Annotated in this window: 23 protein-coding genes; 10 read left to right on the forward strand and 13 right to left on the reverse strand. The window is 72.4% G+C overall.

Going from position 1 to position 25,714, the window contains the following annotated elements:
• Positions 1–146: 146 nt before the first annotated feature.
• Together AB0N03_RS39800 and AB0N03_RS39805 are read right to left on the reverse strand one after the other, a co-directional pair.
• Positions 147–1,316: an FUSC family protein gene (locus AB0N03_RS39800; RefSeq protein WP_364383587.1), complete on the reverse strand. Its 1,170-nt coding sequence runs from the start codon at positions 1,314–1,316 to the stop codon at positions 147–149.
• Positions 1,313–2,662, reverse strand: a complete 1,350-nt coding sequence (locus AB0N03_RS39805; protein ID WP_364383590.1) for an aldehyde dehydrogenase family protein — start codon at positions 2,660–2,662, stop codon at positions 1,313–1,315. The genes AB0N03_RS39800 and AB0N03_RS39805 overlap by 4 nt, the downstream gene beginning before the upstream one ends.
• 89 nt (positions 2,663–2,751) lie before the next feature.
• On the opposite strand from AB0N03_RS39805, the gene AB0N03_RS39810 reads away from it, so the two are divergent.
• The 6 genes from AB0N03_RS39810 (at position 2,752) to AB0N03_RS39835 (ending at position 7,572) form a co-directional block, all read left to right on the forward strand.
• Positions 2,752–4,233, forward strand: a complete 1,482-nt coding sequence (locus AB0N03_RS39810) for an HAD-IIIA family hydrolase (RefSeq protein ID WP_364383593.1) — start codon at positions 2,752–2,754, stop codon at positions 4,231–4,233.
• Positions 4,230–5,270 carry a glycosyltransferase family 9 protein gene (locus AB0N03_RS39815; protein ID WP_364383596.1) on the forward strand — a complete coding sequence of 347 codons (1,041 nt, stop codon included), beginning with the start codon at positions 4,230–4,232 and terminating at the stop codon, positions 5,268–5,270. The genes AB0N03_RS39810 and AB0N03_RS39815 overlap by 4 nt, the downstream gene beginning before the upstream one ends.
• A 107-nt stretch (positions 5,271–5,377) precedes the next feature.
• Positions 5,378–6,202, forward strand: coding sequence for an SDR family oxidoreductase (locus AB0N03_RS39820; RefSeq protein WP_364383599.1), 825 nt, complete (start codon positions 5,378–5,380; stop codon positions 6,200–6,202).
• Positions 6,203–6,356: 154 nt separating this feature from the next.
• Positions 6,357–6,806 carry a DUF4383 domain-containing protein gene (locus AB0N03_RS39825; protein WP_364383602.1) on the forward strand — a complete coding sequence of 150 codons (450 nt, stop codon included), beginning with the start codon at positions 6,357–6,359 and terminating at the stop codon, positions 6,804–6,806.
• A complete protein-coding gene (locus AB0N03_RS39830; protein ID WP_364383605.1) occupies positions 6,803–7,213 on the forward strand; it encodes a hypothetical protein in 411 nt (136 codons plus the stop codon). The genes AB0N03_RS39825 and AB0N03_RS39830 overlap by 4 nt, the downstream gene beginning before the upstream one ends.
• On the forward strand, positions 7,210–7,572 hold the full coding sequence (locus AB0N03_RS39835) for a VOC family protein (RefSeq protein WP_364383608.1): 363 nt from the start codon (positions 7,210–7,212) through the stop codon (positions 7,570–7,572). The genes AB0N03_RS39830 and AB0N03_RS39835 overlap by 4 nt, the downstream gene beginning before the upstream one ends.
• Before the next feature lies 1 nt (position 7,573).
• On the opposite strand, the gene AB0N03_RS39840 is transcribed toward AB0N03_RS39835, so the two are convergent.
• Genes AB0N03_RS39840 through AB0N03_RS39855 form a run of 4 tightly spaced genes read right to left on the reverse strand, consistent with a single transcriptional unit; the run spans position 7,574 to position 10,336 of the window.
• The gene (locus tag AB0N03_RS39840) at positions 7,574–8,008 is read right to left on the reverse strand and encodes a DUF6292 family protein (RefSeq protein ID WP_364383611.1); all 435 of its coding nucleotides are present in this window, start codon (positions 8,006–8,008) and stop codon (positions 7,574–7,576) included.
• 58 nt (positions 8,009–8,066) lie between these two features.
• Entirely contained in the window at positions 8,067–8,723 is a 657-nt protein-coding gene (locus AB0N03_RS39845; RefSeq protein WP_364383614.1) for a phosphoribosyltransferase family protein, read from the reverse strand.
• A 16-nt stretch (positions 8,724–8,739) separates the two neighbouring features.
• On the reverse strand, positions 8,740–9,960 hold the full coding sequence (locus tag AB0N03_RS39850; RefSeq protein WP_364383617.1) for an erythromycin esterase family protein: 1,221 nt from the start codon (positions 9,958–9,960) through the stop codon (positions 8,740–8,742).
• Positions 9,961–9,997: 37 nt separating this feature from the next.
• Positions 9,998–10,336: a hypothetical protein gene (locus AB0N03_RS39855; RefSeq protein ID WP_364383620.1), complete on the reverse strand. Its 339-nt coding sequence runs from the start codon at positions 10,334–10,336 to the stop codon at positions 9,998–10,000.
• Positions 10,337–10,448: 112 nt separating this feature from the next.
• On the opposite strand from AB0N03_RS39855, the gene AB0N03_RS39860 reads away from it, so the two are divergent.
• On the forward strand, positions 10,449–11,885 hold the full coding sequence (locus tag AB0N03_RS39860) for a glycoside hydrolase family 76 protein (protein WP_364383623.1): 1,437 nt from the start codon (positions 10,449–10,451) through the stop codon (positions 11,883–11,885).
• A 148-nt stretch (positions 11,886–12,033) separates the two neighbouring features.
• Here AB0N03_RS39860 and htpG read toward each other — a convergent pair whose 3' ends face one another.
• Entirely contained in the window at positions 12,034–13,938 is a 1,905-nt protein-coding gene (htpG, locus tag AB0N03_RS39865) for a molecular chaperone HtpG (RefSeq protein ID WP_364383626.1), read from the reverse strand.
• A 162-nt stretch (positions 13,939–14,100) separates the two neighbouring features.
• Here htpG and AB0N03_RS39870 point away from each other — a divergent pair, with 162 nt between their 5' ends.
• The 3 genes from AB0N03_RS39870 (at position 14,101) to AB0N03_RS39880 (ending at position 17,127) form a co-directional block, all read left to right on the forward strand.
• Complete coding sequence (locus AB0N03_RS39870) at positions 14,101–15,039, forward strand: ferulic acid esterase (protein WP_364383629.1); 939 nt, start codon at positions 14,101–14,103, stop codon at positions 15,037–15,039.
• Positions 15,040–15,149: 110 nt separating this feature from the next.
• Complete coding sequence (locus AB0N03_RS39875) at positions 15,150–15,611, forward strand: HNH endonuclease (RefSeq protein ID WP_364383632.1); 462 nt, start codon at positions 15,150–15,152, stop codon at positions 15,609–15,611.
• Positions 15,612–15,768: 157 nt separating this feature from the next.
• Positions 15,769–17,127, forward strand: a complete 1,359-nt coding sequence (locus AB0N03_RS39880) for a protein kinase (protein WP_364383635.1) — start codon at positions 15,769–15,771, stop codon at positions 17,125–17,127.
• 56 nt (positions 17,128–17,183) lie between these two features.
• Here AB0N03_RS39880 and AB0N03_RS39885 read toward each other — a convergent pair whose 3' ends face one another.
• From AB0N03_RS39885 to AB0N03_RS39910, 6 genes are read right to left on the reverse strand one after another with little or no spacing between them, the layout of a single operon-like run.
• Positions 17,184–19,007: a sialidase family protein gene (locus AB0N03_RS39885; protein ID WP_364383638.1), complete on the reverse strand. Its 1,824-nt coding sequence runs from the start codon at positions 19,005–19,007 to the stop codon at positions 17,184–17,186.
• Positions 19,008–19,009: 2 nt separating this feature from the next.
• On the reverse strand, positions 19,010–20,971 hold the full coding sequence (locus AB0N03_RS39890; protein WP_364383641.1) for a beta-galactosidase: 1,962 nt from the start codon (positions 20,969–20,971) through the stop codon (positions 19,010–19,012).
• Positions 20,971–21,894, reverse strand: a complete 924-nt coding sequence (locus AB0N03_RS39895; RefSeq protein WP_364383644.1) for a dihydrodipicolinate synthase family protein — start codon at positions 21,892–21,894, stop codon at positions 20,971–20,973. The genes AB0N03_RS39890 and AB0N03_RS39895 overlap by 1 nt, the downstream gene beginning before the upstream one ends.
• Positions 21,894–22,847: an ABC transporter ATP-binding protein gene (locus AB0N03_RS39900; RefSeq protein WP_364383647.1), complete on the reverse strand. Its 954-nt coding sequence runs from the start codon at positions 22,845–22,847 to the stop codon at positions 21,894–21,896. Before AB0N03_RS39900 ends, AB0N03_RS39895 begins: the two co-directional genes overlap by 1 nt.
• Positions 22,844–24,748: a dipeptide/oligopeptide/nickel ABC transporter permease/ATP-binding protein gene (locus tag AB0N03_RS39905; RefSeq protein WP_364383650.1), complete on the reverse strand. Its 1,905-nt coding sequence runs from the start codon at positions 24,746–24,748 to the stop codon at positions 22,844–22,846. The genes AB0N03_RS39900 and AB0N03_RS39905 overlap by 4 nt, the downstream gene beginning before the upstream one ends.
• Positions 24,745–25,704: an ABC transporter permease gene (locus tag AB0N03_RS39910; protein WP_364383653.1), complete on the reverse strand. Its 960-nt coding sequence runs from the start codon at positions 25,702–25,704 to the stop codon at positions 24,745–24,747. Before AB0N03_RS39910 ends, AB0N03_RS39905 begins: the two co-directional genes overlap by 4 nt.
• Positions 25,705–25,714: the final 10 nt, after the last annotated feature.

The following is a 25,714-nucleotide window of genomic DNA, read 5'->3' on the forward strand; positions in this document are numbered from 1 at the left end:
TTGATCTTGGTCGACGATGTTCTAGCGGAAGCTCCGTTGCCTTATGTCATGGGGGTTGACGCCACACCCACCGCCCTAACTACCCGGCCTTGGTCATTCAGGTCTTCCCGGGTCCTGAACGACTCAGTCAAGACGTTTCGGTGCGGTCAGCGGTTCTCCAGCTTCTCCAGCAGCAGCCGCGCGGGGAGGGTCATCGTGCTCAGGCCCAGCCGGGCCGGCACCCCGTCCTCGTCCGCCGTCACCAGCCGTTCTTCCAGCTTCTCCAGCAGCGCGCGGCACCCGTCCAGGTCGACCGGCTCCCCAGCCACCGCCACCGCCTGCACGGCGCCGGCCAGCAGGTGCACCAGGTCCGCCAGGGCGTCCCGGGCGTCGCGCCACGGGTACTCGAACGGGTGCTGCTCCCGCCGGGCCGCCGTGGTGCGCACCGCGGAGATCAGCTGGGCGACCGCGGGCCACAACGCGATCAGTGTCCGAAGCGGACGTTCGTGGTGCGCCCCGGATTCAGGGCGGCCGCGGCGCAGGTTCAGCATCCGCCCTTCCCGCGTCAGGCCGACCGCTTCCTCGGCCACCACCACCTGGCTCCGCGTGTCCTGGGCTTGGGTCACCAGGTCGTCCAGGTCGCCCGGATCGTCGCGGCGGACCAGATCGGACAGCGACTCCAGGAGGCCCGCCAGTGCCGTCGCGAGCCGGTCGGTCGCCGTGGCCAGGCGTTCGCCGTAGAGCGGCGGGAAGATCAGCGTGTTCACCGCGACGCCGATCGCCGCGCCGATCGCCGTCTCCAGGAGCCGGTCGCCCAGCAGCGCCGGGTCCCGGGCCGTGCCGTAGGAGATCAGCAGCATGCCGGTGACGCCGACCCAGACCCCCGAATCCCCGAAGCGCCGCCAGTTGCCCGCGAGCAGGCCCACGAACACGACGACGGCCAGCGCGACCGCCTGCGACGGGATCAGCTGCCCGGCCACGGCCGCGAGGAGCACGCCGGTGGCCACCGAGCCGACCTGCTGGATCCACCCGCGCAACGACCGGTACACGGTCGCTTCGACCAGGAAGATGGCCGCGTAGGGGGCGAGGAACGGCTGCGGCAGCTTCAGCACCAGCGTCGCCAGCAGCCACGCCGCGGTCGCCGCCAGGGTCGCCTTGGCCGTCTGGACGAGGATGCGGCGTTCGCGGCCCGGCACCCGCAGCGCACGGGCGAACCAGCCCACCGGGGTCCGGTCGTGTCGTTCGGTGTCCGCCGGACCGAACGTCGCCGCCAGGTCCCGCCGGACGTCCTCCCCCACCTTCAGCCGGGAAACGCGGTTGCGGTCGGGCTGGGTCATCCGGGCGGCGCCACGTGCACGAGCTTCGTCTGCGTCAGCTCGTCGAGCAGCTCGGGCCCGTAGCCGTAGCCGTTCCCGCTGCGGCCGCGCGGGTGCGCCGCCCCGCCGGGCGCGCCGCCGAAGACGTCGTTGACCTTGACCGTGCCGGCCGGCAGCTCCCGCCAGGCGCGCTGCGCGTGGGCCATCGACGCGGTGAGCACGGTCGCCGCGAGCCCGTAGTCGCCCCTCGCGGCTTCGGCGAGGCCCTCGTCGAAGGTCGCGACGACCTGCACCGGGGCCACCGGACCGAACGTCTCTTCGGTCATCACCCGCAGGTCGGAGGCGCAGCCGGCGAGGACGGTGGCCGGGTAGTGCGCGCCGGGACCGGCCGGCACCGCTCCGCCGGTGAGCAGCCGGGCGCCGCGCCCGACGGCGTCCTCGACGTGCGAGTGCACGTGCTCGCGGTGCCGCCGGTCCACCAGCGGCGCCAGGGTCCGCGCCTCGGCTTCCTCGACCAGCGCCGCCAGGAACGGCTCGGCCACGGCTTCGCAGACATAGATCCGTTCGACGGCGACGCAGATCTGACCCGAGTTGGCGAACGCGCCCAGCGCCGCCTGGCCGGCGGCCCACTCCGGGTCGACGTCCGCGTCGACGACGAGCGGGTCGTTGCCGCCGTTCTCCAGCAACGTCTTCGCGCCGGTCGCGGCCGCGCTCGCGGCGATCGATCGGCCGGTCGCGGTGCTGCCGACGTGGGCGATGACGTCGACGTCGTCGCGCATCGCCAGGATCGCGCCGACGCCGCCGTCCCCGTGCAGGGTCTGCAGCACGCCGCCCGGCAGCACGCCGGAGAGGACCTCGCCAAGCAGCCGGCCGGTGTGCGGCGCGCGCTCGCTCGGCTTGTGCACCACGGTGTTCCCGGTGGCCAGGGCCGCGCCGAGCAGTCCGCAGGCGACCGCGACCGGGTCGTTCCACGGTGTCAGCGCGACGACCACGCCGCGCGGCTCGGGCACCATGAGGTCCGTCGCGCCCGGGTCGCCGAGCAGGCTGCGGCCGCGGTGGACCGGGCCGAGCTCGGCGTACTGGTCCAGCGTTCCCGCGCCCGCCATGACGCCTTCGCGCGCTTCGTCGCGTGGGCGCCCGGTCTCCGCCTCGTTCGCGGCGGCGAGCTCGTCGGCGTGGGCCCTCAGCCGTGCGGCAGCGGTGTGCAGCAGCGCACCGCGTTCGGCGGCCGGGGTGCGCGCCCACCTCGGCCGGGTCTGGTTCGCCAGCTCCAAGGCGGCGGCGATTTCGTCCTCGCCGGCGGTCGGCACACCGCCGACCACGCTGCCGTCGGCCGGGTTCCGGATTTCGATCGTGCCCGCGGTCATCCGCACCTCCTCCGTGTCGTTGCCGGGTTACCCGCGCCGGCCCGAACGACACGCCGTTTGACCGGGCGCGCCCCGGGTAGCCCACTGCCGTGACTGCTTCGCTCGACTACACCGTGGTGATCCCCACGACGGGCCGGGAGACGCTTCGGCCGCTGCTGGAAACCCTGCTCACCGGGGACGGTCCGCGACCGGCGGAGATCCTCGTCGTCGACGACCGCCCGGGCGGGTCCACCCTGGACGTTCCCGGCGGCGTCCGCGTCCTGCGGTCCGGGGGACGCGGCCCGGCGGCCGCGCGGAACCTCGGCTGGCGCACAGCGAAGAGCGAGTGGATCGCGTTCGTCGACGACGACGTCGTGCTCGCTCCCGACTGGCCGCGGCAGCTGGGCGAGGACCTGCTGTTCCTGCCCGGCGACGTGGCCGCGTCCCAGGGCCGGATCAGGGTCCCGCTGCCCGCGGACCGCCGCCCCACCGACGACGAACGCGGCACCGCCGGCCTCGAGCACGCCCGGTGGATCACCGCGGACATGGCCTACCGGCGCGCCGCCCTCGTCGAGGCCGGTGGTTTCGACGAGCGGTTCCCGCGCGCGTTCCGCGAAGACTCCGACCTCGCGCTCCGCGTCGCCGAAGCCGGGCACCGGATCGACCGGGGCGAGCGGCTGACGACGCACCCGGCCCGCCGGGCCGCCTTCCTTTACAGCGTGAAAGCCCAGCGCGGCAACGCGGACAACGCGCTGATGCGCCACAAGCACGGCGTGCTCTGGCGGCAGCGCACCGCCGCGGGCCAAGGCCGGCTGGGCCTCCACGTACTGTCCACAGTGGCCGGTCTGGCCGCGCTCGCGCTGCCGTTGCTGCGGCAGCGCGGGAAGGCCGTCCTCGCCGCCGGGGTCTGGGCCGGGCTGACGGCGGAGTTCGCGGCCCGCCGGATCCTGCCGGGCCCCCGCACCCCGGGCGAGGTGGCCCGGATGGCCGTCACCAGCGCGCTCATCCCGCCGGCCGCCTGTTACCACCGGATCCGCGGGGAAATCGCGGCGCGGCGGCGTCCGGATCCGCCGGTCGCGGTGTTGTTCGACCGGGACGACACGCTGATCGTCGACGTCCCCTACCTGAACGACCCCGACGGCGTCCGGCCGGTGCCCGGTGCCGTCGAGCTCGTGCGCCGGCTGCGGGACCGCGGCGTCCCGGTCGGTGTGGTGAGCAACCAGTCGGGAGTCGCGAAAGGACTGATCACGCCGGGCCAGCTCGCGGCGGTCAACGCCCGCGTCCAGGAGCTGTTCGGCCCGTTCGGCACGTGGCAGGTGTGCGTCCACGACGACGGCGACGGCTGCGACTGCCGCAAACCCGCGCCCGGCATGGTCTTGCGCGCGGCCGGCGAGCTGGGCGTCGACCCCGCGTCCTGCGTGGTCATCGGCGACACGGGCGCCGACGTCGACGCCGCCCTCGCCGCCGGCGCGCGTGCGGTGCTGGTCCCGACCGCGCGCACGCTCGAACCCGAGATCGCCCGGGCCCGCCGGCACGCCGCCGTCGCCCGGGACCTCGCCGAGGCGCTGCGCGTCGCCGGGGTCGCCGGATGAGCCGGGTGCTCGTCGCCCGCCAGGACAACCTCGGCGACGTCCTGCTCGCCGGGCCCTGCGTCCGCGCCGTCGCCGCCGGGGCGTCCCACGTGACCCTGCTGACCGGGCCGCACGGACGCGCCGCGGGTGAGCTCCTGCCGGGCGCCGACGACCTGATCACGTGGACGGCACCGTGGATCGACCCCGAGCCGCCGCCGGTGACCGCGGCGGACACCGCCGAGTTCGTCGCCCTGGTGCGCTCGCGGTCGTTCGACCGGGCGCTCGTCCTGACGTCGTTCCACCAGTCACCGCTGCCGCTGGCGCTGCTGCTGCGGCAGGCCGGCGTGCCGTGGATCGGCGCGATCTCCGAGGACTACCCAGGCAGCCTGCTCGACCTGCGCCACCGCGTCAACGGCGATCCGCCCGAGGCGGTCCGCATGCTGTCGCTCGCCGAGGCGGCCGGGTACTCGCTGCCGCCGGACGACCACGGCGCCCCGGCGCTGCGCCGGCCGCTGCCGGGTGTGGCCCACCTGACCGGCGGCGGGCCGTACGTCGTCGTCCACCCCGGAGCGTCGGTCCCGGCCCGGCAGCCGTCCCCCGCGGCCGGCCACCGGATCGTGCGGGCGCTGGTCGCCGAGGGGTACCGCGTGCTCGTGACGGGCGCACCGTCCGAACGGCACCTGACCCTAGCCGTGGCGGGGACGTCGGCGGTGAACCTCGGCGGCCGGACGTCGCTGCCCGAACTGGCCGCGGTGCTCTCGGGAGCGCAGGTCGTGGTCGCGCCCAACACCGGTCCGGCCCACCTCGCGGCGGCGGCGGGCACCCCGGTGGTGTCGCTGTTCGCGCCGGTGGTGCCGGCGGCGCGGTGGGCACCGTACGGAGTGCCGGTGGTGGTGCTCGGCGACCAGCACGCACCGTGTCGCGCCAGCCGCGCTCGCGTCTGCCCGATCCCGGGTCACCCCTGCCTGGACGCGATCGACCCGGCCGACGTCTGCCGCGCGGTGGCCGACCTCGGCGCGGTCACCGCCCCTACGACCGCGATCACCTCGGCACTGTAGCGGCGTCCACTTCGGACAACGGCACCGCGCCTGAGCGGCCGCCGATCGTCGGGCGCGTTTAGTCCCCGGTGGACGTGGTAGCCGCCGGAGGAGGAGAGGAGAGGCCCGTGTCCTTGCCGGCACCGCTACCCACCGAAGCCGCTTCGCCGCGATACGCCGTCGTGACCGGCGCCGATTCCGGCATCGGGCGCGCGGTCGCCGTCGCCCTCGCCGGTGGCGGCCTGGACGTCGGCATCACCTATCACTCCGACGCCGAAGGCGCCGAGGAAACCGCCGCCGAAGTCCGTTCGCACGGCGTCACCGCCCACGTCCGGAAGCTCGACCTGACCCGGCTGCCCGAAGCCGCCGACGTCATCGACGCCTTCACCGGAGACCTCGGCGGCATCGACGTCCTCGTCAACTGCTCCGGCACCGGCAGCAGCCAGCGCGTCCTCGAACTCACCTACGAGAAGTGGCGCGAGGTCCTCGACGTCGACCTCGACGGCGTCTTCCTCCTGTCGCAGCGCGCGGCGCGGCACATGGTCGACGCCGGCCGCGGCGGCCGCATCATCACCATCACCAGCGTCCACGAGCACGTCCCGCGGGTCGGTGCCGCGCCCTACTGCGCCGCCAAAGCCGGCGCGGGCGCGCTGACCCAGGTGCTCGCGATCGAGCTGGCCGAGCACGCCATCACCGTCAACTCGGTGGCACCGGGCGAAATCTCGACGCCGATGACCGGACAGGCCGACGCCGACCCGCGCGAGCAGCAGCGGCCCGGCATCCCGCTCGGCCGCACCGGCCACGCCGCCGAGGTGGCGGCCGCGGTCGCCTTCCTCGCGACGCCGGCGGCCGGCTACATCACCGGCACGTCGCTCGTCGTCGACGGTGGCCTGCTCCTGATGGGCGCCCAGCACGGAACGGCCCACGCCGGGCACGACTGGCGCTCCCCCTGAGACCAGGAGCCCGCGTCCTGGCTGCAGGGACCGGCGCGGGCTCCGGCCGCGGGCCGGACGGCGGACCTCCAGCCCGCCGTCCGGCCCCTTCCACTCCCCCGTTTGCCGCCCGCGACGCCGGGTATCCAGGCCTGAACGCCCGAGGAGGCTCCCCATGACGTCCGCCGAGACCCGTTCCCGGACCGGCCCGGTCTGGCTCCGGCCGGCCGTCGCCGTGCTCGGGCTGCTTTACCTCGCGCTCGGCATCGCCGGCTTCCTGACCCCGGAAACGGCGGCGGTCGGGCACGAGACCAGCCGGGCGGTCTGGATTTTCAGCGCGACTTCGCTGCTCAACCTCGTCCACACCGCCGTCGGCGTGCTCGGGCTGCTCGCCGCGACGCGGCGCCCCGGCTCGATCATCTACTGCTGGGTCCTCTTCGTGGGCTTCGCCGGGATGACCGCCTACGGCGTCCTCGCGACGGCGTTTGCCACCCCGGAGGACCCGATCAACGTCAACTGGGCGGACAACGTGCTGCACGGGCTCACCGCCGTCGCCGGGCTGGTGCTCGGAATCGTCGGCGCACGCGCTTCGGCGCGGCAGGCAACGAAGGGTGACGCCGCGTGACAAGCAGCGAAACAGTCGTCGTGCACTACCGGCTGCACGCGGACTTCGCCGTCCGGTTCCCCTGGCTGCGCCGCGCGCTGGGTTCCCGCAGCGGGCTGGAACTGGACGCCGCCGGCCTGCGTGTCCGGCTCGGGCCGTGGCTCGTCACGACACCGCTGAGCAACGTCGCCGGCGCCGAGGTCAGCGGCCCGTACAGCCCGCTTCGCGGTCTGGGCATCAGGTTGTCGCTCGCCGACCGCGGCCTGACCTTCGGGACGACGACCGAAGGCGGGGTGTGCCTGCGGTTCCACGAACCGGTGCCCGGACTCGACCCGTGGGGGCTGATCCGCCACCCGGGCCTGACGGTCACGGTCGCCGAACCGGACCTGGTCGCCGAGGCGATCAACCGGGTGGTGGACCAGGCATGACGACCCTGCGGATCCTGGCCGTCGCGGTCGACTGCCGGCAACCGGACCTGCTGGCCGAGTTCTGGGAAAAGGCACTGGGGCAAGGGAAGCCGCGGACCTGGACCGACTCCCACGGACTGACCTACCGGCAGCTGGACCTCGACGACGGGCCGGCGTTGCTGTTCCAGCCGGTCCCCGAAGAGAAGGCCGGCAAGAACCGGCTGCACCTCGATCTCGCTCCGGCGGGCGGCGATCAGCGCGCGGAGGTGGAGCGGCTGGTGATGCTGGGCGCGAAGGTCCTCGACGACCCGCCGGGCGATCCGTGGATCGTGCTCGCGGACCCGGAGGGCAACGAATTCTGCGTCCTCCCGCCGCGGTGACTCAGGCTTGGCCCTCGGGCAGGCAGACGGTGTCGCCCGCGTAGGGGGCGAGGCGTTCGTCGAAGCCGTCCGGGGCCCCGGGTCTCCGGAAGTCCGGGGGATCCGGCTGCCCGGGGTAGCTGTCGCCGTAGAGACCGCGCACGAACGCCACGACCGCTTTCGGCGCCGGCAGCACGTCTTCGCCGAGGTAGGCGAGCACGACCACGTCCTCGCCGGTCGCCGACTCCACCGCGGCGGCCCACCCGTCCCGCTCGTCCCACAGCAGCGCCGTCTCGTGGTCCGGGAACCGCGCTAGCCGCTGCTCCAGCGCGAGGTACGCCGTGGCGGGCACGTCAACCTCGCAAAACCAGGCGGGCGCGTCCAACTCGGCCGCGATGGCCAAGAGGTACTGCCGGAGCCCGCGCGCCGCGGCGCCGAGCCCGTCCCGTTCGATCATCACGCGCCTGCCCATCCGGTCGGTACCCCCGCCGGGTGATACCCCGCCGCCCCCGCGGTCAATCCCGGTGTTCCCCCAGGTGGAGCAGCAAGTCAAGGACATCTTCGTCACTCGTCTGGCGGAAATCCGCGTACCACTGACCGACCGCGCGAAAGTCCGGCGGTTCGGTCACGCAGACGACGTCATCGGCTTCGCCGCGCAATCCCGCCGCCGCGGCCGGGGCACCGACCGGAGCCGCGAACACGACGGTCCGCGGGTTCCCGGCGCGCAGGTCGCGCAGGGCCGCCGTCGCGGTGACGCCGGTCGCGAGCCCGTCGTCGACGAGGATGACGTCACGGCCGGCGAGGTCGGCGGAGGGCCGGCCGTCCCGGTAGCGCTCGAGCCGGCGTCGCGCCTCCGCGCGTTCCCGGTGCTCCACCCGCGCCATCCGGGCCGCGGTGAGCTCGAGCCCGCGGAGGATGGCTTCGTCGTAGATCGCTGGCCCGTCCGGGGTCACCGCGCCGACGCCGAACTCCCGCCGCCCGGGGGCGCCGATCTTGCGCGCCACCGCGACGTCCAGCTCGGCGCCGAGCCGCCGGGCGACGACGGCGGCCACCGGCACGCCACCGCGGGCGAGGCCGAGCACGAGCGGGTCGATCCAGGTCCGGCGCTTCAGCTCTTCGGCGAGCTGCCGGCCGCCGTCCTCCCGATCGGCGAAGACCCGCTCGGCGCCCATGCCGGCTCCCTCCGCGTCAGTCGCCAGGGTAAGCCTGCGCCGGGACGAACGGCGGGGCCTCTTCCGGCTCCCAGTGGTGCAGCGGAGTGATCGCGGTGGTCTCGTCGCAGTGCACGAAGGCGTCGTAGCCGGCGGCCGGCACGTACCCGCCGTCTCGCAGGACACCGGTGACGCGGTGCTCGCGGGATTCGAACGACCGGCGGAGGCGCTCGTCGAAGACGTGCAAGCTGTCCTCTCCGGGCAGGGCGTCGTGCAGCACGCCTTCGAGGCTCTCCGGGCGCGCCCGCTCCACCGCCCTCCGGCGCACCGGCCCGCCCCAGCGGTCGGCGGCGGCGACGGAACCGCGGTAGGTGCCGAACCCGACCGCGACGATCCCGTCGGCGGCGTGCCGCTCGCGCACCAGCCGGCCCAGGGTGGACAGCTCGGCTCCGCCGCCGATCTGGGCGTCGTGGGCCCACACCACGGCCCGGGACCGCGGGCCGTAGGCGCGCAGGAGCCGGCCGAGGGTGTCGGCGAGGTGGGCGGCGTGAACGTTCCGGGCGCGCTCGCCGCCGCGCAGCAGCTCGCGGTAGTGGTGTTCGGCGTTCCGCTCCTCGGCGAACCCGAGGTCGAGCCCCGGGACGCGCGTCGCCGACCGGGCGGCGATCAGCCGGCGCACGACTTCTTCGCGGCGGTCCGCCGGTACCAGGGCACCGTCTCCGCCGGACGGCTCGAAGCAGCTGAACGCCCGCAGTGCCGCGTCACCCTCACTGGGCGCGTGCGTGCGGAGGTAGCCGAGGATGCCGCGCAAGGAATCGGACAGGCCGTGGACGTCGAGGCCGTGGAAGCCGCACGGAATTCCGGCGCCGGTGGCGTTGAAGGAGCGCAGCCGGCCGGCGAACTCGGCGACCTCTTCGTTGGCCCACAGCCAGGTCGGCCACCGGCGGAACCCCCACAGCGCCTGGCCGGGGTCGTTCGGCGCCCCGGGCGCCCCGGCCACGCAGGTGTGCACCCCGTGGCATTCCCGCCAGTCCCCCTCGACGGCGACGAACGAGAAGCCCCGTTCGGCGAGCAGCCGCTGGGTCAGCGCGGCCCGCCAGCGGTGGAACTCGGCGGTGCCGTGCGTCGATGCGCCGAGCAGCACGATCCGCGCACCCCCGATCCGCCGGACGAGCGGGTCGAGGTCCTGCGGGCTGCGCAGCGTCGTCGCCGCTTCGCGAATGGCCGTGACGTCGTCGTCGAGCAGGGTTCCGGACATACTTCGCACCTTCCCGTTCCGCCGGGCCGCGAAACCCTCAGGGGCGCCAGCCGTCCCGCCAGTCCGGGTGGGCCTCGTACACCGAGGCGATCAGCTTGACCGACGCGTCGTCGTGGACGTCCCGGATCTCCCGGCGCAGGAACTCGGCCTTCTCGGCGAACGGCACCGGGTGCCGGTCCTCCATCGCCTCGACCGGACCGCCGGCCAGCAGGAGGCCGTCGCCGTCGTCGGCGTACATGATCCGCAGCCTGCCGCGCCGTTCGGCCTCGTCGAGCAGCGGCAGCTCGCCGGCGCGGACCCGCTCTTCGTCCTCCGCGAGCCGGGCGAGCACGAACTCGTCGAGTTTCGCGGCCGGGGTGTCGTCGAGATTCGTCATGGGCGGGGGTTACCGCGGGAATTCCTGTCCGAAACCTGTCTCGGTAAGGACTGGACCAATATTATTAGCTTCCGAGAATGGAAGCATCTCCCTTCAGCGCGGAAGGTGACAGATGAGCTTCCTGATCCCCCTGCTGACCGTGATCCTGGCGGCTACCCCGACGCCGGCCCCTTCCCCGGCCGCGCCACTCGCGGCGATCTGCGACAAGTACTGCGACGCCAGGGACCCCGCCCTCTCCCCCGGCGACCGCGAAGGCGCTTCGGCGTCCATCAGCGGCCGTCGGCTGTCCCTGCACCTCGACGACGGCGACGACATGGGCTGGGCGGCGATCACCGGCGGTGCGGCCGGAGACCACGTCTGGCTGGACCGCTCGTTCGACGCCGGGCGCACGTGGGCGTCGGGCAGCAAGCTGGGCGACACCGCGACGCCGTCGGGTTCGACCGGCTGGCGGACCCTGATGTACAACGCCGACGACTGGAACAACCGCGGCGTCGGCCTGCTGCGGGCCTGCGGGCAGCCCGCGGGTTCGGGGAGCATCGCCTGCACCGGCTGGGCCCGCCCGACGTGGAACGCCTGGGACCGGCGCACCGCGGCCGCGACGGCGCTGATGGAGCGCTACAACCTCGGCACCGGCCTCTTCGACACGACCGGGTGGTGGAACTCGGCCAACGCGCTGACCGCGATCATCGACAACGCCCGCGTCAGCGGCATGAGCAGCTACCGCTACGCGATCGACACGACGTACACGAAGAACCTCGGCGCGCAGGGTGGCAGCTTCCGGAACGACTACCTGGACGACACCGGGTGGTGGGGCCTGGCGTGGGTGGACGCGTACGACCTGACCGGCGACAGCCGCTACCTGAACACCGCCCGCGCCGACGCCGATCACATGTTCGCCTATTGGGACGGCGTCTGCGGCGGCGGAGTCTGGTGGAGCACGAGCCGCACCTACAAGAACGCCATCACGAACTCGCTCTACATCCAGCTGAACGCGGCCCTGCACAACCGCATCCCGGGCGACACGGCGTACCTGGCGCGCGCCCGCGCGGGCTGGACGTGGTTCTCGGGCAGCGGCATGATCAACGGCTCGAACCTGGTCAACGACGGCCTGAACTCCTCGACGTGCGCGAACAACGGCCAGGCGGTCTGGTCGTACAACCAGGGCGTGCCGCTGGCGGCGCTGGCCGAGCTGAACCGCGCGACGGGTGACGCGGGCTTGCTGACGAAGGCCCGCGCGATGGCGAACGCGTCGACGACGAACGGCTCGCTGAACCCGGGCGGCATCCTCCGCGACCCGGGCGAGGCGGCCGGGGGCGGCGGCGGGGACGGGCCGACGTTCAAGGGTGTGTACGCCCGGGACCTGGCGGCGTTGAACGCGGCGCTGTCGGACCACCCGTACACGAGTTACCTGCAGCGCCAGGCGAACTCGGCGTACGCGAACGACCGGACCAGCGCGGAGGCGTACGGGCTGCTGTGGGCGGGCCCGTTCGACCAGGCCGACGCGGCCCGCCAGCAGAGCGCGCTGGACCTGATGAACGCGGCCCCCTGACCACGGATTCGAGCCGTAACTCGCGTGATCAGGCCCGTGACTCGCGTGATGGGGGCCGGAACTCGCGAGTTCCGGCCCCAATCACGCGAGATCCGGCTTCGATCACGCCGGTTACGGCTTCGATCACGCGAGTTCCGGCGTCAGAGCCTCAGAGGGTCTTCTCCAGGCGGCCGGCCAGGAGCTTGATGAAGCGGGCCGGGTCGCCCAGCTCGCCGCCCTCGGCCAGCAGCGCCATGCCGTAGAGCAGCTCCGCCGTCTCGGCCAGCCCTTCGTCCTCCGGGCGCGCCGTGTGCGCCTCGCGCAGGCCCGTCACCAGGCCGTGCTCCGGGTTCAGTTCCAGGATCCGCTTGATCGGGGGCAGCTCCTGGCCCATCGCGCGGTACATCTTCTCCAGCGTCGGCGACAGGTCGTGCGTGTCTCCGACGATGCACGCCGGCGACGTCGTCAGCCGCGACGAGAGCCGGACCTCCTTGACGTCCTCGCCCAGCGCCGTGCCCATCCACGACAGCAGGCCCTCGAAGTCCTTGTTCTGCTGCTCGCGCGCGACCTCGGTGGCCTTCTTGTCCTCGTCCGACTCCAGGTCGACCTGACCCTTCGCGATCGACTGGAACTGCTTGCCGTCGAAGCCCGGCACCCCGTCGACCCACATCTCGTCGATCGGGTCGGTCAGCACCAGCACCTCGTAGCCCTTGGCGCGGAACGCCTCCATGTGCGGCGAGTTCTCGATCGCGGACCGCGACTCACCGGTCATGAAGTAGATGTGCTCCTGGCCGTCCTTCATGCGCTCGACGTACTCGCGCAGCGAAGTCGGCTTCTCCGCGTCGTGCGTCGAAGCGAACGACGAGATCTCGAGGATGGCTTCGCGGTTCTCGAAGTCGTCGAGCAGGCCCTCCTTGACCGCCCGGCCGAATTCGCGCCAGAACGTCGCGTACTTCTCGGCGTCGGCGGTCATCATCGTCTTGACCGTCGAGAGGACCTTCTTGACCAGGCGACGGCGGATCAGCTGGATCTGCCGGTCCTGCTGCAGGATCTCCCGCGAGACGTTCAGCGAGAGGTCCTGCGCGTCGACGACGCCCTTGACGAACCGCAGGTACTCGGGGACGAGCGACTCGCAGTCGTCCATGATGAAGACGCGCTTCACGTACAGCTGGACCCCGCGCTTGCGCTCCCGCAGGAACAGGTCCATCGGCGCCTGCGACGGCAGGAACAGCAGCGCCTGGTACTCGAACGTCCCCTCGGCCTGCAGCCGGATCGTTTCCAGCGGGTCCTGCCAGTCGTGGCTGACGTGCTTGTAGAACTCGTGGTACTCGGCCTCGGTGACCTCGCTCGACGAACGCGCCCACAGCGCCTTCATCGAGTTGACGGTCTCGACCTTCGGCTCTTCGCCCTCGGCGGCCTCGCCCGCCATCCGGATCGGCCAGGTGATGAAGTCGGAGTACTTCTTGACGATCTCCCGGATCTTGGCCGGGGAGGTGTAGTCGTAGAGGTGGTCCTCGGCGTCCTCGGGCTTGAGGTGCAGGGTGACCGCGGTGCCCTGGGGCGCGTCGTCGACCGGCTCGATCGTGTACGTGCCTTCGCCGGCGGACTCCCAGCGCACGCCCTCGGCGGTGCCGGCCTTGCGCGTCACCAGGGTGACCTTGTCCGCGACCATGAAGCTCGCGTAGAACCCGACGCCGAACTGGCCGATGAGGTCCTGCGACGCCGCCGCGTCCTTGGCCTCCTTCAGCTTGCTCAGGAAGTCCGCGGTGCCGGACTTGGCGATCGTGCCGATGAGGGCGATCACCTCGTCGCGCGTCATGCCGATGCCGTTGTCCCGCACCGTCAGGGTCCGCGCGGCCGGGTCCGTCTCGAGCGCGACGTGCAGGTCGGACGTGTCCGCGCCGAGGTCCTTGTCGCGGTACGACTCCAGCCGCAGCTTGTCGAGGGCGTCGGAGGCATTGGACACGAGTTCCCGCAGGAACGTGTCCTTGTTCGAATAGATCGAATGGATCATCAGCTGGAGCAGCTGACGTGCTTCCGACTGGAACTCGAGCGTCTCGATCGGGGTGGTCACTTCCGGTCCTTTCCGGGGCGGGGTGCCGAGCGGGCCGATCCTACCGAGGCGGTCCGACATTCCCGGTGCTCACCCGGTCGCGCACTTTATGAACGCAATGTAGGTGGGTCCGCCTCGCGGGGTGATGCTGGCCACGCCCCGCTGCCGATCAAGGAGGATCGAGTGCCCGGACCCCTGCCCCGGTGGGCGGCCGCGTTCGCCGCGGCCTGCGCCCTGACCACCGCGTTCGCCGCTCCCGCCGCCGCGTCGACCGTCGTCGACCACCCCGTCCGCACCACCGGCTGCGGCCGGGCCGCGCCCGTGCCGTCCGGGGTGACGACCACCCGGCACGTCGTCTCCGGCGGGCTCGACCGCGAGTACACCGTGCACCTGCCGGCGCACTACAACCCGCGCCGGGCGTACCCGCTGGTCCTGTCGTTCCACGGGCACAAGCGCACATCGCAGTACCAGGAGGAGCTGTCCGGCTTCTCTGCGCTCGACGCGATCTCGGTCTACCCGCAGGGCCTGATCGGCACCGACGGCGAGTCGGCCTGGACCGGCGCGCCCTACTCGGCCGCCGCCGACGACGTCCTGTTCACCAGCGACCTGCTGAACTCGCTGCAGCGGGAGCTGTGCGTCGACAACGACCGGATCTTCGCGGCCGGCAAGTCCAACGGCGGCGGGTTCGTCGGCGTGCTGGCGTGCCGGCTGCCCGGCCGGATCGCGGCGTTCGCCCCGGTGTCGGGCGCGTTCTACCCGCAGGGCGGGGCGTGCGATCCGAGCCGTCCGGCGCCGATCCTCGACTTCCACGGCACCGCCGACACGACCATCCCCTACACCGGCAACCCGGCGAAGGGCCTGCCGGCGATCCCGGCCTGGCTGGCCGCGTGGTCCACAAGGGACGGTTGTTTCCCGAAGCCCGTGTCGTGGACGCCGGTGAAGGGTGTGGTCGCGCAGAAGTGGCTCGGCTGCGACCGGCGGAGCGACTTGGAGCACTACCGCGTCGAAGGTGCGGGGCACGTCTGGCCCAGCACGCAGCCGAACAACGACTCGGCCACGCCGACGGTGATCGACGCGACGCCGGTCATCTGGCGGTTCTTCCGCACGCATCCGCTGCGGTGAAACACGATTGACGCAGGTCGTGCCCCTCGGCGACGATGATGCGCACCAGGCAGAAGCCGCCCGCCGGACCAGCCGACGGGCGGTTTTTGCGTCATCGAAAGGGGTTTTCCATGCGCGTACTGGTGCTCAACGCCGGTTATGAGCCGCTGCAGACCGTGTCCGTTCCGCACGCCATCCGGATGCTGGTGCGGCACGTCGCCGAGATCCACGAGGCCGAAGACGGTCTCGCGTACGGGCTGTTCCCGCGCCCGAAGATCGTGCGGTTGCTGAGGTACGTCGTCATGAAGTGGCGATATACGCAGCCGCCCCGCTGGTCCCGCCGCGGGGTGCTGACCCGCGACGGCCACCGCTGCGCGTACTGCGGCCGCCGCGCCACGACGATCGACCACGTGACGCCGCTCAGCCGCGGCGGCGCGCGGACGTCGTGGCTCAACACGGTCGCGGCCTGCGGTGGCGCGTCCCGCAGCTGCAACGCGCGCAAGGCGGACAAGCTGCCGGCCGAGGCCGGGATGACGCTGCGGTTCACGCCGTACGTGCCGACGTGGGACCAGCTGCACGCGCCCAGCGCCTGAGCAGGCTGCCGTGAGGGGCACCCTGATGGACCAAAAGCCATGGGGGTGCCCCTCATGGCTTTCCGGAGCGTTCGTCGGCGGCTCGGACACCGGGTCGTTAAGCTCGAACCGATCGTCCCCCGCATCCGTGTGTTCCGGGGAAGGCCGGGAGGTCGTCGTGACCGACGCAGGACAGCTGATCGCCGGGCGCTACCGGCTGGCCGAGCGGGTCGGCCAGGGCGCCATGGGCGTCGTCTGGCGAGCCCGCGACGAGCGGCTCGACCGCGTCGTCGCCGTCAAGCAGCTGGGCTACGACCCGGCCATCGGGCAGGCCGCCGGCGACCAAGCCGCCCTGCGCGCGCTGCGAGAGGCCCGGCTGACCGCGCGGTTGCGGCACCCCCACGCGATCACCGTGCACGACGTGGTCGAGGAGGGCGGCGAGCCCTACCTGGTCATGGAGTACCTGCCGTCGCGGAGCCTGGCCGACGTCCTGCTCGACCGCGAGCGCCTGCCCGACGACGAGGTCGCGCGCATCGGCGTGCAGGTTTCCTCCGCGCTGGCCGCCGCGCACGCCGAAGGCATCGTGCACCGGGACGTCACGCCGGCGAACGTCCTGATCGCGGACGGCGGCGTCGCCAAGATCGCCGACTTCGGCATTTCCCGCGCCACCGGCGAAGGCACCGTGACCGGCGGCGGGTTCATCGCGGGCACGCCGGCCTACCTGTCCCCCGAGGTGGCCGGCGGAGGCGAAGCCGGCTTCCCGGCGGACGTGTTCTCCCTCGGCGCGACGCTGTACCGCGCGTTGGAGGGCCGGCCGCCGTTCGGCAACGACGACAACCCGATCGCGCTGCTCCTGCGGGTCGCCCGGGAGGAGCCGATCCCGCCGCGCCACAGCGGCCCCCTGGCCGAGGCGCTCGGCCGGCTCCTGCAACGCGACCCGTCCCAGCGTCCGGCGATGGCGGAAGTCCAGGAGCTGTTCGAGGCGGTCACCGGCGGCCGTCCGCTGCCGCCGCCGCGTACCCGCCCGCGCACCGAAACCCGGATGCTGCGCCTCCCCCGCCCGCGCCGCCGGGTGGTGCTGGCGTCTGCGGCCGGAGCCGTCCTGCTGGCCCTGGGCGTGGTGATCGGGACGGTGCTCGTGCCCGACGCCACGACCCCGATCGCGGCACCGGTGTCGTCCACGCCCCCGGTGGTGACGCCCCCGACGACGACCACCGCGCCCGCCGACCTGGGCTGCGCGGCGAGCTACGCGGTGACGACGTCCTGGCCGGGCGGCTACCAGGTCCAGGTGACGGTCCGCAACGACCACGACGACCACCTGCGCGGCTGGACCGTCCGCTGGTCCCTCCCCGACGGGCACCACATCACGGGCCTGTGGAACGGCACGTTCACGGTCGAGGGCTCGACGGTGACCGTGGACAGCGCGGACTGGAACGGCAAGCTCGACCCGGGCGGCTCGACGACGTTCGGCTTCAACGCGGTGACCGGCACCGGCGACGCCACCGGACGGCCGCAGCTGACCTGCCGGACGGTCTGACCGGCGCGGGTCGTGAGTGGGAAACAGGGTTCTGACCCTGGTTCCCACTCACGACCTCAGTGCACGCGGTCGAAGGGCAGCCGCAGGACCTGGCCCGCCGGAACCGGTGCGTTCCGCAGCCGGATCGCATCGAGCTCCGGCGCCGTCAGCGCCCGGCGGTAGTACCGGACCTCGTCGAACGCGCCGTTCCACCGGTAGGCGTTGTCCAGCCGTTGCCCCAGCTGCAGCTGGAACGACACCGTCCGGCTCACCGAACCGGCCGCCGCGGGACCGGCAGCGACCTGGACGCCGTCCACCCACAGCAGCAGCTTGCCGCCGGTGCGCTCGAGAGCGACGTGGTGCCAGGCCTGGTCGTCATAAGCCTGGGACGTCGTGATCGACGCGCTCCCGGCCGCCGTGGTCATCATCGCGATCAGCCGGTGGCCGGCCGGCTCGCCCCGCAACCACAGCTGCGGCGCGGTCGTGCCCATCCCGCCCAGCCAGAACAGCACCTGGTTGCCCTTCGTGGCGCCATAACGGAACCAGCCCGTCCACGTCAGGTCACCCTCCCCGGGCGGTTGCGCCGGGTCGTACGGCACCCGGACGTAGTCGTCGACGCCGTCCAAGGTCAACGCCCCGCCGAAGCGTCCCGCAGCAACCGAAGCGCCGCCGAGGACCCGGGCGTCGGCGTGCCGCGAAACGTCCGGTGTGGACGGTCCGGCCGAGTTCTTCCAGCCCAGATGAGACTCGTTGAACCGTGCGAAGCGGATCTCGTCACGGGCGTCGACCGCACCACCCTCGTACACGAGCCCGATCTCCGGGCCGCCGATCTGCACCAGGTCCGAGTAGCCGGACCAGTCCGTCGTGATCTGCGTGCCCTGCTCGGCGTTCTCCCACGTCCGGCCGCCGTCGTACGACGAGCGGATCATCATCCACCGCCGCCGGTCGGTGTCCGAGGGCGACGAGAACAGCAGCCGGTTGCCGATGCGCAGCACCGCACCCTGCACCATCGGCGTCACCAGGTCGGGGATGGTGGTGAAGGACCTGGAGAACGTCTCGCCGCCGTCGCGGCTGATGGCGTAGTCGCGGTTGCCGATGTCCGTGCCGCCCTGTTCGCGGCCGCCGGCGTAGATCGACCCGTCGGCCAGCTCGGCCACGGTCACTTCGGACGGCTTCTGCGTGTACGTCCCGCCGACCGGGTGCGGATAACTGTTCACCGCGCCGACGTGCCAGCTGCGGCCGCCGTCATCGCTGTAGACGAGCCCGGCGTGGTTCTCGATGGAATGCGACCCGTCGCTGGTTTCCGCGTTGACGCCGAACACGAGCCGTCCCGCGTGGCGGCCGCGCGTCAGCTGGATCCCGTGGACCGGGCCCGACGCGTACCACGAGTCCCAGTTCGGCAGCTTGGCCTGCGCACTGATGTCGACCGGGGTGGACCAGGTCAGGCCGTCGTCGTCGCTGTACTGCGAGTGCGGGGTCCGCGGACACGGGACGTCGCACGCCTTGTCGTCGGTACGGCCCTTGTTGTAGGTCGTGACCAGCACGATCCGCCCGGTGCGGCGGTCCACCACGGGCACCGGGTTGCCGTGCGTGTCCCCGCCGCCGCGGTTGACCACCTGCAGCGGCGACCACGTCTTCCCGCCGTCGGTGGACCGCTTGAGGACGAGGTCGATGTCGCCGGTGTCCCCGCAGTTGTCGATGCGGCCTTCGGCGAACGCCAAGAGCGTGCCGTGGACGGACTTCACGATCGCCGGGATCCGGAAGCAGCTGTACCCGGGATCCTGCGACGCCTTGAACAGCACGTGCTGGTCGAACCGCGGCGCGGCTTGCGCCGGACTCACGGCGAGCAGCGAACTCGCCACCAGGACCACCGATGCGGCCCATCTCCCCAGTGTTCTCATTCTCATCCCTTCAGGACGGCGACACCTCGCGGGGCGAGCCGGACCTCGCGCACCGGCCGCGACGGGTCGGTCAGCAGATCCGTCGCGGCTCGCGGCAGGTCGACGTCGACCGGCTCGGTGCCGTGGTTGAGCAGGATCAGGTAAGCGCTTTCCTCGCCGTGCCGGACGATCGCCTGGACACCGGGCGGAGCGGCGAACACCGGCGTCACGCCGGCTTCGGCGGTGACGCGGCTCAGCAACGAAGTCAGATCGGGGCGGGTCCCGACGTACCAGGCCACGCCGTCACCGAAGGGGTGCCGCGTGATCGCGGGCCGCCCGGCCAGGTCGCCACTCGCGAACGACGCGACGACCTCGGCGCCTTCGAGTTCGATCCACTCCGACCAGAGCGTGCCGGTATCCGTGGTCCCGTCGGCGAACCCGAGCGAGACCGACCCGTCCAGGGGCCAGAACTCGTCGACCCGCAGGCCGAGGAGGTCCCGCAGCGGCGCCGGGTGCCCGCCGAGGTACGCGCGATCGCAGCCGTCGACGATGCCGCTGAAGTACGACACCACGAGGTGCCCGCCACCCGCCACATACGCGCGCAGGTTGTCCGCGGACGCCTGTTCCAGCAGGTACAGGTTCGGGACGACCACGAGCTGGTAGCCCGTGAGATCCCGCAGCGGGTGAACGACGTCGCAGGTGATGTTGGCGTCGAACAACGGCGTGTAGTGCGCGAGGTGCGTCTCCAGCTGCTCCAGCGAAGCCGGGTGCGAGTCCAGTTCGAGACCCCACCAGCTCGGCCAGTCGTGCAGCAGGGCGACGTCGGCCCGCACGCGCGTCCCGGCCAGCTCCGGCACCTTCGCCAGCTCCTGCCCGAGCGCGGCCGTTTCGCGGAACGTCCGGGTCTCGCGGCCACCGTGCGGGACCATCGCCGAGTGGAACTTCTCGGCGCCGCCGCTGGTCTGGCGCCACTGGAAGAACAGCACGGCGTCGGCGCCCTGGGCGATGGCCTGCCAGCTGCCGAGCCGCATCGCGCCCGGTGGCTTGGGGCTGTTGCGGGGCCGCCAGTTCACCGCGCTCGGCGCCTGTTCGAGCAGCATCCACGGCTGGTCCTTCGCGGACCGCACGAGGTCGTAGGCGAACGCGGCTTCGACGTGGGCGCGCGGGTCGTACGGGTCGGGGTAGGAGTCGAGGCTGACGACGTCCTCGTGCGGCGTCCACGTGTGCCAGTCGAGGGCTTTCTGGACCAGGCCGACGAAGTTGGTCGTGATCGGGACCTCCGGGGTGCCCCGGCGCAGCACCGCCTGTTCGGTCAGGAAGCAGCCGAGTGAGGCGTCGGAGGAGAACCGGTGGAAGTCCAGCTGCTGCGCGGGGTTGGGGAACGTCGGCGCCACCCGGGGTGGCAGGATTTCGTCCCACGCGGAGTAGCGCTGCGACCAGAAGGTCGTCGTCCAGGCCGCGTTCAGCGCGTCGATCGAGCCGTAGCGCTCCCGCAGCCAACGACGGAAGTCCGACGCCGAGACCTCGCAGTAGCACGCCCGGATGTGGCACCCGAACTCGTTGCCGACGTGCCACATCGCCAGCGCCGGATGGCCGGCGTAGCGCGTGGCCAACACCGTGACCAACCGTTCGGCATGAGAGCGGTAGACCGGGCTCGACGGGCAGAACTGCTGCCGCGCACCGGGTGACAGCCGGACGCCGTCGGCGCGCACCGGCAGGATCTCCGGATGCGCGTGCGACAACCACGCCGGCGGCGACGCGGTCATCGTCGCCAGGCACACCTGGACCCCCGTACCCGCGAGGTCGGCCATGACGTCGTCGAACCAGCCGAAGTCGTACTCCCCCCGCCGCGGTTCGACGCCGGCCCACGAGTAGATCCCCGCGGTCACCATCGTGACGCCCGCTTCGGCCATCAGCTTCAGGTCTTCCCGGCGGACGTCGGCGGGCCAGTGCTCCGGGTTGTAGTCGGCCCCGTAGTGGAGCATCAGAGCAGACCGGCTTCGGCGAGCTTCTCCTTGATCCGCAGCAGTTCTTCGTCGTCGAGGGGAAGCTGCGGCGGGGCCATGACAGCGTTGTCGATGAACCCGCGCATCTTCATCGCGGCCTTGAAGGCACCGAGCCCGGCCGAGCCGCGGCCCATCCGGCTCGGCGGTGCCACGGACGTGATCGAAAACAGCTTCATCAGCCGTTCCTGCTCGCGGCGGGCCGCGGCGAGGTTGCCGGACTTGATGTGGTCGTGGATGAGCACGTACCCGACGGGGTCGACGTTGCCCAGGCCCGGGACAGCGCCGTCGGCCCCCATCGCCAGGGCCGCGTCCACGAGGAGTTCGGACCCGGTGAACACGGCGAAGGTGTCGAGGCCGCGGTCGCGCTTGCCCAGCAGCACGGCCCGGAACGCGGCTTCGTCGCCGCTGGAGTCCTTCAGGCCGGCGATGACGCCATCGGCGGCCAGATCGAGGACCATCCCGCCGTCGAGTTTCGTGTGCACCGCGACCGGGATGTCGTAGGCGACGATCGGCAGGGCCGTGCGCTCGTGCAGCAGGCGGAAGTGCCGGTCGACCTCGGCGACGTGGGTCCGCGTGTAGTAGGGCGCGGTGACGACGACGGCGTCGGCCCCGGCGGCTTCGGCCGTCTTGATGTGCTCGGCGACGCGCAATGTCGTCATGTCGATACAGCCGACGAGTACGGGGACCCGGCCGGCGACCTGGTCGACCGTCGTCTCGACGACGACGCGGCGCTGCGCGTCGGGCAGGAACGCGACCTCGCTGGAGGAGCCGAGGACGAACACGCCGTGGACGCCGGCGTCGAGCTGGATCTCGACGTGGCGCCGCAGCGAGTCGGTGTCCACGCTGAAGTCGTCGTGGAACGGCGTGCACAGCGGCGGGACGATTCCGGCGAACTTCGGCATCAGGCGCTCACTCCGGTAGGGATCTCGGGATGGATGCAGCGGTAGGTGTGCCCGCCTTCGGCCGCGGCCAGCGGCGGCAGGTCGGCGGCGCACTCGTCGGTGGCCTTCGGGCAGCGGGTGCGGAAGGCGCAGCCGCTCGGCGGGTTCGTCGCCGACGGCACCGGGCCGGTGAGCACGATCGGCTCGACCGGGTTCAGCAGGCTGGGCGTCGCCGAGAAGAGGGCCCGCGTGTACGGGTGGCGGGCCTCGCCGGGCAACGCGCTCGCCGGGGCTTCTTCGACGATCCGCCCGAGGTACATCGTGACGATCCGGTCGCTCATCTTCTTGACGGTCTGGATGTCGTGGGAGACGAAGACCATCGCCAGGTCCAGCTGTTCGCGCAGGTCGAGCAGCAGGTTGAGGATCTGGGCGCGGACCGAGACGTCGAGGGCGGACGTCGGCTCGTCGGCGACCAGCAACGCGGGCCGCAGGGCCAGGGCCCGTGCGATGGCGACGCGCTGGCGCTGGCCGCCGGAGAGCTGGCCCGGCACGGCGTCGGCGGCGCTGGCGGGCAGGCCGACCAGCGACATCAGCTCGCGGACGCGGTCGTCGCGCTCGGCCGGCGTCCCGACGCGGTGCACGTCGAGGGGGTCGCGGATGATCTTGGCGACGGCGAGCCGGCGGTTCAGCGCGGTCGACGGGTCCTGGAAGATCATCCCGACCTCTCGCCCGAACCCCTCGTCGAGGGGCTTCCCGCGGAAGCGGACCGTGCCCGCGGTCGGCGGCTGCAGGCCGACGATCACCTTGGCCAGGGTGGACTTGCCGCAACCGGACTCGCCGACGACGCCGATCGTCTCGCCGGGATTGACGACCAGGTGGGCGTCGGTGAGGGCGTAGACGTTGTCGTGGCCGAAGAGACCCCGACCGCGGATCTTGTGCACGACGTGGACGCCGTCGAGCTCCAGGAGGTTCACGCCGTCGCCTCCTTCTCCCGGGCGATGTCGACCGCCGGGAAGTGGCAGGCGACGAGGTGGTCGACCGGTTCGCCGAAGCGGACCGGGGTTTCGTCGTGGCACTTGGCGCGGGCGGCCGGACAGCGGTCGGCGAAGCGGCAGCCGGCCGGGAACTCGGCCGGGGCCGGGACGACGCCCTTGATCTGGGTGAGCCGGGCCTCGTTCTCCTCCAGCGACAGCACCGCGCTCAGCAGCCCACGGGTGTAGTGGTGCCGGGGCGAGCCGATGACCTCGGCGGTGCCGCCCAGCTCGGCGACCTGCCCGCCGTACATGACGACGACGCGGTCGGCGATCTCGGACACGAGCGCGAGGTCGTGCGAGACGAGGATGAGCGCGAAGCCGAGCTCCTCCTGCAACCGCAGGAGCAGCGCCATGATCTGGGCCTGGACCGTGACGTCCAGCGCCGTCGTGGGCTCGTCGGCGACGATCAGCTTCGGGTCCCGTGAGAGCGCCATCGCGATCAGGACCCGCTGGCGCTGGCCGCCGGACAGCTCGTGCGGGTACGCGCGCAACGTCCGTTCCGGGTCGAGGTTGACCAGCTCGAGGAGCTCGGCCGGGGTGCGGGTGCCGCCGCGGCGGGTGAACTGCTTGAGCTGGGCGCGGATGGTCATCGCCGGGTTGAGGGAACTGAGGGCGTCCTGGTAGATCATCGCGATGTCGTGGCCGAGGTGCCGGCGGCGCTCGCCCGGACGCAGGCTCAGCAGGTCGCGCTGAGCGAACCGGATCCGGCCGGACACCTGCGCCGTCGCCGGCTGGAGGCCGAGGATCGACAACGCCGTGAGCGTCTTGCCGCAGCCGGACTCGCCGATCAGGCCGAGCACTTCGCCGGCGCGGACGCTGAAGGACACGCCGTCGACGACGTCGACGCCTTCGTGGCGGCCGGGGAACGCGATCCGAAGCCGGTCGACCTCCAAGACCGTGTCGCGGTGGTCGAGAGACCTCGCGGTGCGGGCCAGCCGCTCCCCCGCTTCCCGCAGGCCGGCGATCGGCAGGACGGGCGCGGTGTCGGCGTCTTCCCGCTTCGCGACGGCCTTCGCGACTTCGGCCGCTTTCACGGCGCGCGCGGACGGCGCGGCCCAGGCGTCCGAGATCCGCTCGGACAGGATGTTCAGCGCGAGCACCGTGACCAGGATCAGCAGGCCGGGGAAGAGCGTCGCCCACCAGCCGCCGGTCAGCACCAGGTCCTTGCCGTCGGCGAGCACCGAGCCCCACGACGGGTCCGGCGGCTGGATGCCGGCGCCGATGAACGACAGCGACGCCTCGAAGACGATCGCGTCGGCCACCGTGACCGTGCAGTACACCAGCACCGGGGCGGCGCAGTTGATCGCGACGTGCCGGGTCAGCACGAAGAACCGCCGGGCCCCGATGACGCGTTCGGCGGCGACGTAGTCCTCGCCGTACTGGGCCAGGACGTTCGCCCGGATCACCCGGGCCACCGGGGGCATGTTGAGGAACCCGATGGCCAGGATCAGCACGAGGATGCCGTGGCCGAACACGGCGACGAGCACCGCGGCCAGTGCGATGCCGGGGAACGCCATGATGACGTCCAGCACGCGCATGACCACGGCGTCCACCCGGCGGTGCGAGGTCGCGGCGAACGCCCCGATCACCGCCCCCGACACGAGCGCGAGCGCCACCGCCCCCAGGCCGATGGCGAGCGACCAGCGCGTGCCGGCGACGAGCCGGGAGAAGATGTCCCGGCCCGACGTGTCCGTCCCGAACCAGTGCGTGCCGCTGGGGCCGCCGGTGTCGGTGCTGAGCGCGTCCGGGTTGTGCGTCGCGAGCAGCGTGCCGAGCACGGCCACCAGGAGCAGGACGCCGAGGATCGCGAGCGCGGGCCAGGCCGCGCGCAGGCGCTTCACGCGTGGCTCCGCAGGCGCGGGTTCGCGATCAGGTACAGGACGTCGACGATCAGGTTGACCAGCACGAACCCGATCGCGATCGTGATGACGAAGCCCTGCACCTTGGCGGTGTCGCCGTCGGTGACGGCCTGGATCATGTTCTGCCCCATCCCCGGCAGCGCGAACATCGTCTCGATGACGACGGCGCCGCCCAGCAGGTAGCCGACCCGCAGGCCGAGCACGGTCAGCGGTGTCACCAGCGCGTTGCGCAGCACGTTGCGCCCGACGACGACCACCGGCGGCAGCCCGCCGCCGCGCGCGGTGCGGACGTAGTCCTTGTCCAGCTCCTCGACCATCGACGTCCGGATCACCCGGGTCAGCTGCGCGGCCACCGGCAGCGCCAGGGAAACCGCGGGCAGCGTCAGCGAGTTCAGCCAGCCGCCGAAGGAGTCGGCCGGGCTGACGTAGCCGCTGGTCGGGAACAGGCCCTGGCCGACGGCCAGCCACTGGACCAGCAGCAGCGCCACCCAGAACGCCGGCGCGGCGACCCCGGCCAGGGTGACCACGCGGATCACCTTGTCCGGCCAGCGGTCGCGGAACAGCGCCGAGGTCACGCCGAGGACCAGCGCCGTCACCAGCGCGATGACCAGGCCGAGCAGGGTGAGCTGCACGGTCAGCGGCAGCGCGGTCGAGATGGTCTCGCCGACCGGCTGCTTGGTGATCACGCTGGTGCCGAAGTCGCCCTGGACCAGGTGCCAGACGAAGTGGACGTACTGCAGCGGCAGCGGGTCCAGCAGCCCGTTCTCGAGCCGGAACTGCTGCAGCTGCTCGGCGGTGGCGTTCGCGCCGTCGAACGCGGCCAGCGCCGGGTCGACCGGCGCGAACCGCATCACGATGAACACGAACAGGATCACGCCGAGCAGCAGCGGGATCAGGGCGAGGATGCGGCTGAGCAGCATCCGCACGACGACGGCCACGGATGTTCTC

Origin of the sequence: Amycolatopsis sp. NPDC051061 (assembly GCF_040682935.1) — a bacterium.
Taxonomy (GTDB): Bacteria; Actinomycetota; Actinomycetes; order Mycobacteriales; family Pseudonocardiaceae; genus Amycolatopsis.